13 protein-coding genes are annotated in these 14,407 nt (G+C 73.1%); 11 read left to right on the top strand and 2 right to left on the bottom strand.

Annotated elements, in window-relative coordinates; all coding sequences use genetic code 11:
- The first annotated feature begins 11 nt into the window (after positions 1–11).
- Genes BLQ67_RS02025 through xerD form a run of 3 tightly spaced genes read left to right on the top strand, consistent with a single transcriptional unit; the run spans position 12 to position 3,230 of the window.
- Positions 12–1,691, top strand: coding sequence for a CTP synthase (locus tag BLQ67_RS02025; protein ID WP_172802237.1), 1,680 nt, complete (start codon positions 12–14; stop codon positions 1,689–1,691).
- On the top strand, positions 1,688–2,311 hold the full coding sequence (locus BLQ67_RS02020; RefSeq protein ID WP_092501980.1) for an NUDIX domain-containing protein: 624 nt from the start codon (positions 1,688–1,690) through the stop codon (positions 2,309–2,311). The genes BLQ67_RS02025 and BLQ67_RS02020 overlap by 4 nt, the downstream gene beginning before the upstream one ends.
- Positions 2,312–2,318: 7 nt before the next feature.
- The gene (xerD, locus tag BLQ67_RS02015) at positions 2,319–3,230 is read left to right on the top strand and encodes a site-specific tyrosine recombinase XerD (protein ID WP_092506730.1); all 912 of its coding nucleotides are present in this window, start codon (positions 2,319–2,321) and stop codon (positions 3,228–3,230) included.
- On the opposite strand, the gene BLQ67_RS02010 is transcribed toward xerD, so the two are convergent.
- On the bottom strand, positions 3,214–3,810 hold the full coding sequence (locus tag BLQ67_RS02010) for a DedA family protein (RefSeq protein ID WP_092501979.1): 597 nt from the start codon (positions 3,808–3,810) through the stop codon (positions 3,214–3,216). The two genes, xerD and BLQ67_RS02010, sit on opposite strands and share 17 nt — an antisense overlap.
- Positions 3,811–3,943: 133 nt before the next feature.
- Here BLQ67_RS02010 and BLQ67_RS02005 point away from each other — a divergent pair, with 133 nt between their 5' ends.
- Positions 3,944–7,414, top strand: a complete 3,471-nt coding sequence (locus tag BLQ67_RS02005) for a TM0106 family RecB-like putative nuclease (RefSeq protein WP_092501977.1) — start codon at positions 3,944–3,946, stop codon at positions 7,412–7,414.
- 119 nt (positions 7,415–7,533) lie between these two features.
- Here BLQ67_RS02005 and BLQ67_RS02000 read toward each other — a convergent pair whose 3' ends face one another.
- Positions 7,534–7,785: a DUF3253 domain-containing protein gene (locus tag BLQ67_RS02000; RefSeq protein WP_092501975.1), complete on the bottom strand. Its 252-nt coding sequence runs from the start codon at positions 7,783–7,785 to the stop codon at positions 7,534–7,536.
- Positions 7,786–7,974: 189 nt separating this feature from the next.
- Here BLQ67_RS02000 and BLQ67_RS01995 point away from each other — a divergent pair, with 189 nt between their 5' ends.
- The 7 genes from BLQ67_RS01995 to der all read left to right on the top strand — a co-directional run bounded on the left by BLQ67_RS01995 (position 7,975) and on the right by der (position 14,407).
- The gene (locus tag BLQ67_RS01995) at positions 7,975–8,862 is read left to right on the top strand and encodes a ParA family protein (RefSeq protein ID WP_092501973.1); all 888 of its coding nucleotides are present in this window, start codon (positions 7,975–7,977) and stop codon (positions 8,860–8,862) included.
- A gap of 8 nt (positions 8,863–8,870) precedes the next feature.
- On the top strand, positions 8,871–9,746 hold the full coding sequence (locus BLQ67_RS01990; RefSeq protein WP_231945130.1) for a segregation and condensation protein A: 876 nt from the start codon (positions 8,871–8,873) through the stop codon (positions 9,744–9,746).
- Positions 9,736–10,377: an SMC-Scp complex subunit ScpB gene (gene scpB, locus BLQ67_RS01985; protein ID WP_092501972.1), complete on the top strand. Its 642-nt coding sequence runs from the start codon at positions 9,736–9,738 to the stop codon at positions 10,375–10,377. The genes BLQ67_RS01990 and scpB overlap by 11 nt, the downstream gene beginning before the upstream one ends.
- Positions 10,374–11,117: a pseudouridine synthase gene (locus BLQ67_RS01980; protein ID WP_092501970.1), complete on the top strand. Its 744-nt coding sequence runs from the start codon at positions 10,374–10,376 to the stop codon at positions 11,115–11,117. The genes scpB and BLQ67_RS01980 overlap by 4 nt, the downstream gene beginning before the upstream one ends.
- 43 nt (positions 11,118–11,160) lie before the next feature.
- On the top strand, positions 11,161–12,240 hold the full coding sequence (locus BLQ67_RS01975; RefSeq protein WP_092501968.1) for a prephenate dehydrogenase: 1,080 nt from the start codon (positions 11,161–11,163) through the stop codon (positions 12,238–12,240).
- Positions 12,222–12,890, top strand: a complete 669-nt coding sequence (gene cmk / locus BLQ67_RS01970) for a (d)CMP kinase (RefSeq protein ID WP_092501966.1) — start codon at positions 12,222–12,224, stop codon at positions 12,888–12,890. The genes BLQ67_RS01975 and cmk overlap by 19 nt, the downstream gene beginning before the upstream one ends.
- A 65-nt stretch (positions 12,891–12,955) precedes the next feature.
- Positions 12,956–14,407: a ribosome biogenesis GTPase Der gene (gene der / locus BLQ67_RS01965; protein ID WP_092506728.1), complete on the top strand. Its 1,452-nt coding sequence runs from the start codon at positions 12,956–12,958 to the stop codon at positions 14,405–14,407.

Genomic DNA, 14,407 nt, shown 5'->3' with positions numbered 1-14,407 from the left:
GCGATTCCCGGGTGACCAAGCAGATCTTCGTGACGGGCGGCGTCGTCTCGTCCCTGGGCAAGGGCCTCACGGCCGCTTCCCTCGGCAATCTCCTCACGGCTCGTGGCCTCCACGTCGTGATGCAGAAGCTCGACCCGTACCTCAACGTGGACCCGGGCACGATGAACCCGTTCCAGCACGGCGAGGTCTTCGTGACCGACGACGGGGCCGAGACCGACCTCGACATCGGCCACTACGAGCGCTTCCTCGACATCGAGCTCTCGCAGGCCGCCAACGTGACGACGGGCCAGATCTACTCGCGCGTCATCGAGCGCGAGCGCCGCGGCGAGTACCTCGGCGACACCGTGCAGGTCATCCCGCACATCTCCGACGAGATCAAGCGCCGCATGCGCCTGCAGGCCGACAACGTGCCGCAGCCCGACGTCATCATCACCGAGATCGGCGGCACCGTCGGCGACATCGAGAGCCAGCCGTTCATCGAGGCCGCCCGTCAGGTGCGCCACGAGCTCGGCCGCAAGAACGTGTTCTTCGTGCACGTGTCGCTCGTGCCGTTCCTCGGCGCGTCGGGCGAGCAGAAGACGAAGCCCACGCAGCACTCCGTCGCGACGCTGCGCTCGATCGGCATCCAGCCCGACGCGCTCGTGCTGCGCTCCGACCGCCCCGTGAGCGCGTCGAACCGCACGAAGATCGCGCTCATGTGCGACGTCGACGAGCGCGCCGTCGTCAACGCCGTCGACGTGCCCTCGATCTACGACATCCCCACGATGCTCACCGAGCAGGGCCTCGACGGCTACATCATCGAGCAGCTCGGCCTCGACGCGGGCGACGTGGACTGGAGCCGCTGGCAGCCCGTGCTCGACGCCGTGCACCACCCGCGCCACGAGGTGACGATCGGCCTCGTCGGCAAGTACATCGACCTGCCGGACGCCTACCTCTCGGTGACCGAGGCGCTCAAGGCCGGCGGATTCGCGAACCAGACGGCCGTGAAGATCCGCTGGGTCGCCTCCGACCTGTGCGAGACGCCCGAGGGCGCCGCGCAGCAGCTGTCCGACGTCGACGGCATCTGCGTGCCCGGCGGCTTCGGCGTGCGCGGCATCGAGGGCAAGCTCGGCGCCCTGCGCTTCGCTCGCGAGAACGACATCCCCACGCTCGGCCTGTGCCTCGGCCTGCAGTGCATGGTCATCGAGTACGCGCGCAACGTCGCCGGCATCGAGGGCGCGTCGTCGAGCGAGTTCGACGAGGGCACCCCGCACCCCGTCATCGCGACGATGGCGGAGCAGGAGGCCCACGTGCACGGCGGCAACCTCGGCGGCACCATGCGCCTCGGCCTGTACGAGGCGGCGCTCGCGCCCGGCTCGCTCGCCGAGCGCGTGTACGGCGCGCCCGTGTCGCACGAGCGCCACCGCCACCGCTACGAGGTGAACAACCACTACCGCGACCAGCTGTCGGAGGCGGGCCTGTCGTTCTCGGGCACGTCGCCCGACGGCCGCCTCGTCGAGTACGTCGAGGTGCCTGGCCACCCGTACTACATCGCCACGCAGGCGCACCCCGAGCTGCGCAGCCGCCCGAACCACGCGCATCCGCTGTTCCGCGGCCTCGTCGAGGCGTCGCTCGAGCGCCAGCGCGCGTCGAAGCTGTTCGACGTCGACGCCGAGTCGGCGGAGTCGGCCACCGAGGCCGCGACCGCATGATCGAGGACACGCTCGGCAGCCTGCCGGTGACGCACCGCGAGACGGTGTTCCACGGGCGCGTGTGGGACGTCGAGCGGCACACGGTCGACCTGCCCTCGGGCACGACGATCGTGCGCGACCTGCTCGACCATCCCGGCGCCGTCGCCGTGCTCGCCGTGAACGAGCGCGACGAGGTGCTGCTCGTGCATCAGTACCGCCACCCCGTCGGCGCCACGATGTGGGAGCTGCCCGCGGGACTGCTCGACGTCGAGGGCGAGGACCCGCTCGTCGGCGCCCAGCGCGAGCTCGCCGAGGAGACCGACACCGTCGCCGCGACATGGGGCGTGCTGTGCGACATCTCGACGTCGGGCGGCGGCTCGAGCGAGATGCTGCGCATCTACCTCGCGACCGACGTGTCGGATGCGCCCGAGACGTTCGCGCGCACCGACGAGGAGGCGGACATGGAGGCGCGCTGGGTGCCGCGCGCCGAGGTCGTCGCCGCCGCGCTGTCGAACCGCCTGCACAACGCCACGATGCTCACGGCCGTGCTCGCCTACGAGGCGCTGCGTGCCCGCGACGGCGCACCGCAGCCCGCCGACGTGCCGTTCGACTGGCACCGCCCCGCGCGTCCCGAGCGCTGACGCGCGCATGCGCCCCGCGGATGCCGTCGCCCGCTACCTGCGGCAGCTGACGATCGAGCGCGGGCTCTCGCGGCACACGCTCGCCGCCTACCGGCGCGACCTCGACGGGTACCTCGCGGTGCTCGCGTCGCGCGGGCGGGATGCCGTCGCGGCGATCGAGGCGGCCGACGTGCAGGCGTTCCACGCATCCCTCGCCGACCGAGGCCTCGCGGCCTCGAGCGTCGCGCGCCAGCTGTCGGCGGTGCGCGGCCTCCACCGGTTCCTCGTCGACGAGCGGCTCGTCGAGCAGGACGTCGCACGCGACCACCGGCCGCCCAAGCAGGGCATGCCGCTGCCGAAGGCCGTGACGATCGCGCAGATGCAGCGCATCCTCGAGCACGCGGGCGGCGACGACGCGAACGGCCTGCGCGATCGGGCGCTGCTCGAGCTGCTCTACGCGACGGGCGCGCGCATCTCGGAGGTGTGCGACCTCGACGTCGACGACGCGCACGAGGAGCTGCTGCGGCTCACGGGCAAGGGCGGCAAGCAGCGGCTCGTGCCCGTCGGCTCGTACGCGCGCGACGCGGTGGACGCGTACCTCGTGCGGGCGCGGCCGCTGCTCGCCGTGCGAGGGCGGGGCGGGCCGGCGCTGCTGCTCGGCGCGCGCGGCGGACGGCTGTCGCGGCAGGCGGCGTGGTCGATCATCCAGCGCGTCGCCGCCGAGGCCGAGGTCGAGCACGTGTCGCCGCACACCTTCCGCCACTCGTTCGCGACGCATCTGCTCGAGGGCGGCGCCGACGTGCGCGTCGTGCAGGAGCTGCTCGGCCACGCGAGCGTCGCGACGACGCAGATCTACACGAGGGTCACGGCGGACACGCTGCGGGACATGTACACGACGGCGCACCCGAGGGCGCGGCGGTCGGTCACGCCGGCGTCGTGACCCCGCGGCGGCGCAGGATCGCATCGACCGCGAGGCCGACGCCGAGGCCCGCGATCGCACCTGCGAGGGCCGCGAGCACGGGGGAGTCGCCGAGCGCCCACGCGGCGCCGACGCCGATGAGCACCGTGATCGTCGCCCACAGCGTCGCGGCGGTCGCGACGAGCGGCACGAAGCGGCGCGCATCCATCCGCACGGCGCCGGCCGTCGCGTTCACGGCGACGCGCAGGCCCGGCACGAATCGCGCGGCGACGACGATCGAGGCGCCGCGGAGGCGCAGCAGCGTCGACGCCTGCCGGGCGAGCGTGCGGATGCGACGGTGGCGCAGCCACCTGCGCGACGCCACCGTGCGACCGAGCACGTAGGCGAGCGAGTCGCCGAGCGTCGCGGCGATCGCGATCGTCGCGCCGATCGCGACGGGATGCGGGGCGTCGCCCGCCGCGCCGAGCGTGACGAGCGCGATGACGACGGCCTCGGTCGGCAGCGGCGGCACGATCGAGTCGACGATGCACAGCGCCGCGACGACGACGAGCGCCCACGGCGACGCCGCCATCGCGACGATCGCGTCGAGCACCGGGTCCATGGGCCTCCCGGCGCGAGGCTACGCGGCACGGGTGACGCCGGGGTGGCCGGGTGGTGACGGTCGGGCGTCAGCGCCCGGCTGCGGTGTCTGGCCCACGCCTCGCGCGTCGGTGGTCGCCGGTACCGTGACGAGCATGTTCGTGCGCGAGGGTCTGCTGCTGCACAGTGCGAGCGACCTGAAGGCCGCGAGCGAGTGCGAGTTCGCGATGCTGCGCGCGCTCGACGCGAAGCTCGGACGCATCGACAAGGTCGACGACGTCGACGACCCGATGCTCGCGCGCGCCGGCCGCCTCGGCGACGCGCACGAGGAGCGCATCCTGCAGACGTACCGCGATCGCGCCGCGCGCGAGCCCGGCTACCGCGTCGTCGAGATCGCGAGGCCCGAGCCCATGTCGATCGCCGGCCTCGCTGCAGCCCGCGATGCGTCGCTCGCGGCGATGCGCGATGGCGCCGACGTCGCGTTCCAGGCGACGTTCCTCGACGAGACGACGGGGTTCATGGGCTTCGCCGACTTCCTCGTGCGCGAGCAGCGGCGCGACGGCTCGTGGGCGTACGCCGTCTACGACGCCAAGCTCGCGCGCAGCGCGAAGACGACGGCGCTGCTGCAGCTCGCCGCCTACGCGCTCGAGCTGCAGCGAGAGGGCATCCCCGTGCACGACGACGTGCACCTCATGCTCGGCTCCGGCGAGACCACGACGCACAGCCTCGACGACGTGCTCCCGGTCTTCGAGCGCGCCGTGGGGCGCATGCGCACGCTGCTCGCCGAACGCCGTGCGGCATCCGAGCCCATCGCGTGGGACACGCCGGGGATCCGCCAGTGCGGTCGCTGCGCGACGTGCACCGTGGAGGTCGGGCGCACGCGCGACCTGCTGCTCGTCGCGAGCCTGCGCGTGACGCAGCGCGAGCGGATGCGGGCTGCGGGCATCGCCACGATCGACGACCTCGCTGCATCGTCGGGCGCCGTGCCGGGCGTGGGCGACGCGACGCTCGCCTCGCTGCGCGTGCAGGCGCGGCTGCAGCTCGCGGCGCCCGAGACGGGTGTGCTGCACGAGCTCTTCGACGCGCGCGTGCTCGGTCGGCTGCCCGAGCCGAGCCCCGGCGACGTCTTCTTCGACTTCGAGGGCGACCCGCTCTGGTGGGACGGCGAGCACTGGGGCATCGACTACCTGTTCGGCGCCACGACGTACGACACCGGCGAGGAGGTCTTCACGGCCTTCTGGGCGCACGACTTCGCCGCCGAGGGGCGCGCGCTCGAGGACTTCCTCGACTGGCTCGCCGCACGGCGACAGTGGTGGCCCGACCTGCACGTCTACCACTACGCGCCCTACGAGGTGACGCATCTGCGGTCGATCTCGGCGAGCCACGGCATCCGCGAGGACGAGGTGCGCGACCTGCTCGCCGACGACGTGCTCGTCGACCTCTACCCGATCGTGCGCGGCGCCGTGCGCATCTCGGAGTCGTCGTACTCGCTCAAGCGCCTCGAGCCGCTGTTCATGGGTTCGCGGCTGCGCGACAGCGCCGTGAAGGACGGTGGCGCGTCGATCGTCGCCTACCAGCGCGTCGGCGAGCTGCGCGGCGAGGGACGGGCCGACGAGGCGGATGCGCTGCTCGGCGAGATCGGCGACTACAACCAGTACGACTGCGCCGCGACCGCGGGCCTGCGCGACTGGCTCGTGGGGCTCGCCGACGACGCGGGCGTGCCGCGACGCCGCCGCATCGTCGTGGAGTCGACGGCCTCGGAGCGCCTCGAGGCGCGGGAGGACGCGGTGGATGCGCGCCTGCGCGCCACGATCGCGCACGTGCCGGCGAAGGAGCGCACCGACGACCAAGCCGCCGTCGCCCTCGCCGCCGCGGCGGTCGAGTACCACCGACGCGAGGACACGGCCTACTGGGGCGAGCACTTCGCACGGCTCGACGGGCACGTCGACCTGTGGCGCGACCAGCGCGACGTGCTCGCGCCCACCGACGTCGCGATCGAGGTCGTCGACGGCTGGCAGACGCCGCCGCGCGCCAGGCAGCCGCGACGCCGGCTGCGACTCGTCGGGCCCATGGCTGCGGGCTCTCGCCTGAGCACGGGCGACCGCCCGTTCGTCGTCTACGACTCGCCCGCGCCGTTCGGCGACGTCGACGACGGCGCGACGTACCGCGCGCACGCCGACGTCGAGGTCGTCGAGGCGACCGAGGACTCCGGCACGTGGACGGTCGTGCTCGACGAGCGCGCCGCCGACGGCGTCGGCTGGTCGCAGCTGCCGCTCGCGCTCACGCCGTCGCGCCCCATCCCGACGCCGAAGCAGCGTGCCGCGATCCTCGAGTGGGGCGAGCACGTGGCCGCCAGCGCCACGCCGATCGCGGACTCGGCGCTCGACCTGCTGCGCCGCGAGCCCCCGCGCGTACGCGGCGGCCTGCTCGCCGCCGACGCCGGCACGCCCGCCGAGCGCATCGTGCACGCGCTCGAGGGCATGCACCGGTCGTACCTCGCCGTGCAGGGACCGCCCGGCTCGGGCAAGACGCACGTCGGCGCGACGGTGCTGCGCGCGCTCGCGGAGCGCGGCTGGAAGATCGGCGTCGTGGCGCAGTCGCACGACGTGGTCGAGCACCTGCTGCAGAAGGCCATCGACCTGGGCGTGCCGGCCGACCGCGTCGGCAAGAAGCCGAAGAGCGGCGCGACGACCGTGCCGGGCACGCCGCTCGAGACGCGCGACATCGCGGCCTTCCTCGCGCGCGACGGCGGCCGCATCGTCGGTGGCACGGCGTGGACGTTCGCGAACGCCGACCAGGTGCCCAGGCACGCGCTCGACCTGCTCGTCATCGACGAGGCCGGGCAGTTCTCGCTCGCGAACACGATCGCGTGCTCGATCGCCGCCGACCGCCTGCTGCTGCTCGGGGATCCGCAGCAGCTGCCGCAGGTGAGCCAGGGCACGCATCCCGAGCCCATCGACCGCTCGGCGCTCGGTTGGCTGTCGGGCGACGATCACGTGCTGCCCGACCGCTTCGGCGTCTTCCTCGCGCAGTCGTGGCGCATGCATCCCGTGCTGTGCGAGGCCGTGTCGGCGCTGTCGTACGACCGACAGCTGACGTCGGCGCCCGTCGCGGCGGCGCGGAGGCTCGCGGGCTCGCCGGGCGTGCACGCCGTGCCCGTCGACCACGTGGGGAACGGCGTCGAATCGCCCGAGGAGGCCGTCGAGGTCGTGCGCATCGTGCGCGACCAGCTCGGTCGCGAGTGGCTCGATCCATCGCGATCCGACGAGTCGCGGCCGCTCACGGCCGCCGACGTCATCGTGGTCGCCCCGTACAACGCGCAGGTGTCGCTGCTGCGCCGCGCGCTCGACGCCGCAGGCCTGCACGAGACGCGGGTCGGTACCGTCGACCGCTTCCAAGGCCAGGAGGCGGTCGTGGCGATCATGTCGACGACGGCGTCGAGCGCCGACGACGCCCCGCGCGGCCCGGAGTTCGCCCTCGATCGCAACCGCATGAACGTGGCGATCTCGCGCGCGCAGTGGTCGTCGTACGTCGTCTTCTCGCCCCGCATCGCCGACTCGCTGCCGTACAAGGCCGACGGCCTCGCGCAGCTCTCCGGCTTCCTGCGCCTCACGGGCTCGGCCTGACTGCGTCCAGCCTTCCCGTCTGCGCTTCGCAGGCGATTCGGGTGGGCGGAGGGAAGATGCCCCTCTGCCACCCCTGATCGCCTGCAGAACGCAAGCGCGCGGCGACGCTCGGGCCGGGGTCAGCGCGGGCGGCGGATGCGCACGGGCCCGCGGGCGGTGCGCGCGTCGACGACCGTGCCGCGCTGCGTGACCTCGACCTCGCCGGCGTCGGCGAGGCGGGCGGCGACGGCGCGCGTCGCGTCCATGAGCGAGCGCCACGAGTCGGCGTCGCCGACGGCGCGGGCGACGTCGCTCGGGCAGATCGTGCGATCGGGGGCGCGCTCGTCGACGAGGCGCAGCATCGTGCGCTCGAGGTCGGCGTCGCGGTCCATCGCTCCACGATGGCGCATCCGATCCTCGCGACGGAGGGGGTTGCTGCGCCGACCCGTCGACCGGCATGCACCGCGTCGCACGAGCCGTCGAGACCGCTGGGACCCCGCCCGAACCTTCGACCAGTGGTTGAGATACACGCCCGCTCGCGCTGCGAGGAGCGTGCGCGGCGCGCACCTAGACTCGACGACATGAGCGGTGGGACGGAGCAGGCGGCAGCGCTGCCGGGCCTCGACGCACCCGCCATGGGACCCACGGGGCGTCCGCTGCAGGAGTTCCCCGTGCCGGCCCCGCTGACGGGACACGGGCCCGCGCGCATCATCGCGATGTGCAATCAGAAGGGCGGCGTCGGCAAGACGACGACGACCATCAACCTCGGCGCCGCGCTCGCCGAGTACGGCCGTCGCGTGCTCGCCGTCGACTTCGACCCGCAGGGTGCGCTCTCGGCCGGTCTCGGCATCGAGAACCACGAGGCGACGACGATCTACGACCTGCTGCTGTCGTCGAAGCGCGACACGCGCGAGGCGATCCAGCACTCGAGCGTCGAGGGCCTCGACGTCATCCCGGCGAACATCGACCTGTCGGCCGCGGAGGTGCACCTCGTGAGCGAGGTCGCCCGCGAGCAGATCCTCGCGCGCGTGCTGCGCCAGGTCTCCGACGACTACGACCTCATCCTCGTCGACTGCCAGCCGTCGCTCGGCCTGCTCACGGTCAACGCGCTCACGGCTGCGCACGGCGTGCTCGTGCCGCTCGAGTGCGAGTACTTCGCGCTGCGCGGCGTCGCGCTGCTGAAGGAGACGATCGACAAGGTGCAGGACCGGCTCAACCCGGCGCTGCGCCTCGACGGCATCCTCGCGACGATGTACGACTCGCGCACGCTGCACTCGCGCGAGGTGCTGCAGCGCGTCGTCGAGGCGTTCGGGCCGTCGGTGCTCGAGACCGTCATCCGACGCACGGTGAAGTTCCCGGATGCATCGGTCGCCGGCACGCCCATCACGCAGTACGCACCCGAGCACTCCGCGTCGGATGCGTACCGCCAGGTCGCGCGCGAGCTCATCGCCCGCGGCGCCGTCGCCTGAGGCGCGCGGTGACGGAGCGCGTGGTCGAGCCCGAGGCGTCGACCGAGCAGGACGCCGCCGTCGCGACGGTCGACGGCGAGCCCGAGGCCGCCGCCGACGACGCGACCGGATTCCGCGTCCACCAGGAGCACTTCGACGGCCCGTTCGACCTGCTGCTGACGCTCATCGGCAATCGCAGGCTCGACGTGACCGAGATCGCGCTCGGACAGGTGACGAACGCGTTCATCGCGTACCTGTCGACGCTCGAGGGCGAGGGGATGCTCGACGAGGCGAGCGAGTTCATCGTCGTCGCCGCCACGTTGCTCGACCTGAAGGTTGCGAGCCTGCTGCCCGCCGGCGAGGTCGTGGATGCCGAGGACGTCGCGTTGCTCGAGGCGCGCGACCTGCTCTTCGCCCGCCTGCTGCAGTACCGCGCGTTCAAGGGCGCCGCCGCCTGGTTCGACGAACGCCTCACGGCCGAGTCGACGCGGCACGCGCGCTCGGTGCGGCTCGAGGAGCGATTCCGCAACCGCGCACCCGAGCTGCGGTGGACGCTGTCTGCCGACGACTTCGCCGCCCTCGCGCTGCTCGCGATGACGCCGCGCGAGATCCCCGTCGTGGGGCTCGCGCACCTGCACGCGCCGCTCGTGTCGATCCGCGAGCAGGCGGCGCACGTCGTGTCGATCCTGCGCGGCAGCGGCACGCGATCGTTCCGCGAGCTCGTCGCCGGCGCCGAGAGCCGCGGCGTCGTCGTGGCGCGCTTCCTGGCCGTGCTCGAGCTCTACCGTCGCGGTGCGCTCGGCTTCGAGCAGGTCGAGCCGCTCGGCGAGCTCTCGATCACGTGGACCGGCCACGACTTCCGCGACGACCAGCTCAGCACCCTGGGAGCCGACTATGACCACTGACGCACCCGTCGCATCCGACGCCGACGCGCTCGACGCAGCCGAGGCATCCGAGGCGCAGCCCGACGAGGAGCAGCGGCCCGACCGCTCGCACCTGCCGCTCGCGCGCCGGCTCGAGGCCATCCTGCTCGTCGCCGACGAGCCGCAAGGCGTCGTGCACCTCGCGAGCGCCCTCGGCGCGCCCGTCGCCGCCGTGCGCGACGCCGTCGAGGGGCTGCGCGCCGACTACGCCGGCGAGGCCGACGGCCCCGAGCGCGGCTTCGAGCTGCGCGAGGTCGCCGGCGGCTGGCGCATGTACGTGCGCGAGCAGTACGACGCCGACGTCGAGGGATTCGTGCTCACGCAGACGCCGACGCGGCTGTCGCAGGCGGCGCTCGAGACGCTCGCGGTCATCGCCTACAAGCAGCCCATCACGCGCGGCGCCATCGCGGCCATCCGCGCCGTGAACGTCGACTCCGTCGTGCGCACGCTGCTGGGCCGCGGCCTCGTGACCGAGGCGTTCACGGATCCCGAGACCGGCGCGATCCACTACGAGACCACCGACCTGCTGCTGCAGCAGATGGGCCTCGGCTCGATCGAGGAGCTGCCGCCCATCTCGCCCCTGCTGCCCGACTCCGACGAGGACGACGCGTGACCGACCACGACCTGCCCACCGAGGGGGAGCGCCTGCAGAAGGTGCTCGCCGCTGCCGGCGTGGCCTCGCGCCGCGTCGTCGAGGACATGATCGTCGACGGCCGCATCGAGGTGGATGGCGAGGTCGTCACCGAGCTCGGCACGCGCATCACGCCCGACGCGCGCGTCACGGTCGACGGCACGCCCGTGCAGCTCGACGTGTCGAAGCGGTACGTCATGCTCAACAAGCCGACGGGCGTCGTGTCGTCGATGGCCGACGACCGCGGCCGCGCCGACCTCACGCAGTACACGCGCGACCTCGACGAGCGCGTCTACAACGTCGGCCGCCTCGACTACGACACGTCGGGCCTGCTGCTGCTCACGAACGACGGCGAGCTCGCGAACGTGCTCGCGCATCCGTCGTTCGGCGTCGAGAAGACGTACGTCGCGAAGGTGCAGGGACGCGTCGACTCGCGCATCGTGCGCACGCTGCGCAACGGCTTCGAGCTCGACGACGGCTTCATCCGCGCCGACAAGGCCCGCATCCTCGGCACGCCGGGCAGGCAGGCGTCGATGCTCGAGATCACGCTGCACTCGGGCCGCAACCGCATCGTGCGTCGGATGCTCGAGCACGTCGGCCACCCGGTCATCGACCTCGTGCGGCGCCGCTTCGGCCCGCTGACGCTCGGCACGCTCGCGTCGGGTGCGACGCGGGAGCTGACGAAGGAGGAGCGCGGGGCGATCCTGAGGCTCGCGCGCTAGGGAGTGGTGACCGGTGCCATTGCCGGTCGCGTACCCTTGACCGGTGACCCATCGACTCCGCGGACCCGTGCGCATCGTCGGCACCGGGCTCCTCGGATCCTCCATCGGGATGGGTCTGACGAGGCTGGGCGTCGACGTGACGCTCGCCGACGTCAGCCCGACGGCCGTGCGCCTCGCTGCCGACTACGGCGCCGGGCGCCCCGCGGGCATCGGCGACGCCCCCGCGCTCGTGGTCGTGGCGGTGCCGCCCGACGTGACGGCCGACGTCGTCGCGCGCGAGCTCGACACGCACCGCGACGCGGTCGTGATCGACGTCGCGAGCGTCAAGGCGCCCATCCTGGCCGACCTCCGCGCCGCCGGCGCCGACGTCAGCCGGTACCTCGGCACGCATCCCATGGCGGGCCGCGAGCGCTCCGGCGCCCTCGCGGGCCGAGCCGACCTCTTCGTCGGCCGCCCGTGGGTCATCGCCGACCACGACGCCATCTCGTACGTGCAGGGCAGCGTCGTCGACGACCTCATCCTCGACCTCGGCGCCATCCCGATCGAGATGGACCCCACCGAGCACGACCGCTCGGTCGCGACCGTGAGCCACGTGCCGCAGCTCGTCTCGACGCTCATGGGCGCGCGCCTGCAGGAGGCCGCCGACGAGGCGCTGCGCCTCGCGGGCCAGGGCGTGCGCGACGTGACGCGCGTCGCGGGCAGCGACCCGGGCCTGTGGGTGCAGATCCTCTCGGCGAACGCGCCGGCGGTCGCGGAGCAGCTGCGCGCGCTGCGCGCCGACCTCGATCGCATCGTCGACGCGCTCGACGACGTCGATCGCGAGGGCGCGCGCCGCACGCTCGCCGACGTGCTCGCCGACGGCCGCGCGGGCGTCGAGCGCCTGCCGGGCAAGCACGGACAGCGGTCGCGCTTCACGCGCATCGCCGTGCGCGTCGACGACCGCCCCGGCCAGCTCGCCCGCCTCCTCACCGACATCGGAGACGCCAACGTGAACATGGAGGACGTGCGCCTCGAGCACGCCGAGGGCGCCCAGTTCGGCGTCGCCGAGATCCTCATCGCGCCCGAGACCGAGCAGCGACTGCTCGAGGCCCTCGACGCGCGCGGATGGGCGGTGGTCTCGTGACGACCGTCGCCATCGACGGGCCCGCGGGCTCGGGCAAGTCCTCCGTCGCACGCGTCGCCGCCGAGCAGCTGGGCTTCCACCTGCTCGACACCGGCGCCGCCTACCGCTCGCTCGCATGGCTCGTGCTCGAGCGCGGCCTCGACCCGTACGTCGAGGCCGACGTGCTGAGCCTGCTCGACGACTTCGACTACGCCGTCGACGTCTCGGGCGAGACGCAGCGCTTCTCGGTCGGCGGCGTCGACGTGACGGGCGCCATCCGCACCGAGCGCATCTCGGGCGCCGTCTCGGGCGTCGCCCGCGTGCCCGCCGTGCGCGAGGCCGTCAACGTGCGCTTCCGCGCCCTCATCGCCGACGCCCGCCCGGGCATCGTCGTCGAGGGCCGCGACATCACCACGGTCGTCGCCCCCGACGCCGACGTGCGCATCCTGCTCACCGCCGACGAGGAGGTGCGCATCCGCCGCCGCATCGGCGACGTGGGGGATGCGGCAGGCGTCGCCGAGCGCCTGAGCGCGCGCGACCGATCCGACAACCAGGTGGTCGACTTCATGACGCCCGCACCGGGCGTGACGCTGGTCGACTCCACCCACCTCGACTTCGACGAGACCGTGCAGGCGGTCGTCGAGCTCGTTCGAACGCAGGAGCGTGCATGACCACCGACCAGCCCCAGGAGCCGGACTTCGACGACGTCGAGGTCGTGCAGGCCTACCCGACCGACATGGACGAGGCGCGCGAGCTCGACGAGGCGCGCGTCGCCTCGTTGCGCGCCGGCCTCGCCGACTACGACCTCGACGAGGACGACGCCGCGCTGCTCGCAGCCGAGCTCGGCCCCGACGAGGTCATCACCCTGCCGGCGCTGCCGGTGCTCGCGATCGTCGGCCGCCCCAACGTGGGCAAGTCGGCGCTCGTGAACCGCATCATCGGCCGCCGCGAGGCCGTCGTCGAGGACACCCCGGGCGTCACGCGCGACCGCGTCACGTACCGCGCCGAGTGGGAGGGCCGTGCGTTCACGGTCGTCGACACCGGCGGCTGGGAGCCGGATGCGCGCGGCATCGACAAGTCGGTCGCGCAGCAGGCGGAGATCGCCGTCGACCTGGCCGACGCCGTGCTGTTCGTCGTCGACGTGACCGTGGGTGCGACGTCGACCGACGAGCACGTCGTGCGCATGCTGCGCTCGTCGTCGAAGCCCGTGATGCTCGTCGCCAACAAGGCCGACGATGCCCGCCGTGACCTCGAGGCCTCGAGCCTGTGGAGCCTGGGCCTCGGCGAGCCGTACCCGGTGTCGGCGCTGCACAGCCGCGGCGTCGCCGACCTGCTCGACGCCGCCATGAAGGTGCTGCCCGACGAGTCGGCCGTCGCGAAGGTCGAGATCGGCGGACCCCGCCGCGTCGCCCTGCTCGGTCGCCCGAACGTCGGCAAGTCGTCGCTGCTCAACAAGGCGGCGGGCGAGGAGCGCGTCGTCGTCAACGAGATGGCAGGCACGACCCGCGACCCGGTCGACGAGCAGATCGAGCTCGCCGGCCGCGTGTGGCGCTTCGTCGACACGGCAGGCATCCGTCGCCGCGTGCACCTGCAGCAGGGCGCCGACTTCTACGCGACGCTGCGCACGCAGGCCGCGCTCGAGAAGGCCGAGGTCGCCGTCGTGCTGCTCGACGTCACCGAGGTGCTGTCGGAGCAGGACGTGCGCATCGTCGACCTCGTGCTCGAGTCGGGCCGCGCGCTCGTGCTGGCGTTCAACAAGTGGGACCAGCTCGAGGACGAGCGCCGCAAGTACCTCGAGCGCGAGATCGAGAAGGACCTGCACCACGTCGCCTGGGCGCCGCGCGTGAACATCTCGGCCCGCACGGGCCGCCACCTCGAGAAGCTCGTGCCCGCGCTCGAGCTCGCCCTCGACTCGTGGGACACGCGCATCCCCACCGGCAAGCTCAACGCGTTCCTCGCCGAGCTGTCGGCGGCGAACCCGCACCCGGTGCGCAGCGGCAAGCAGCCGCGCATCCTGTTCGCGACGCAGGCGGGCACGCGTCCGCCGACCTTCGTGCTGTTCACGACGGGCTTCCTCGACCCGCAGTACCGACGCTTCATCACGCGTCGCCTGCGCGAGGAGTTCGGTTTCGAGGGCAGCCCGATCCAGGTCAATGTGCGCGTGCGCGAGCGCCGCGAGCGCCGCTAG

This window comes from Agrococcus jejuensis (assembly GCF_900099705.1).
GTDB lineage: Bacteria > Actinomycetota > Actinomycetes > Actinomycetales > Microbacteriaceae > Agrococcus > Agrococcus jejuensis.
The sequence above is the reverse complement of the archived record's forward strand: the minus strand, read 5'-3'. Positions and strand labels throughout refer to the sequence as shown.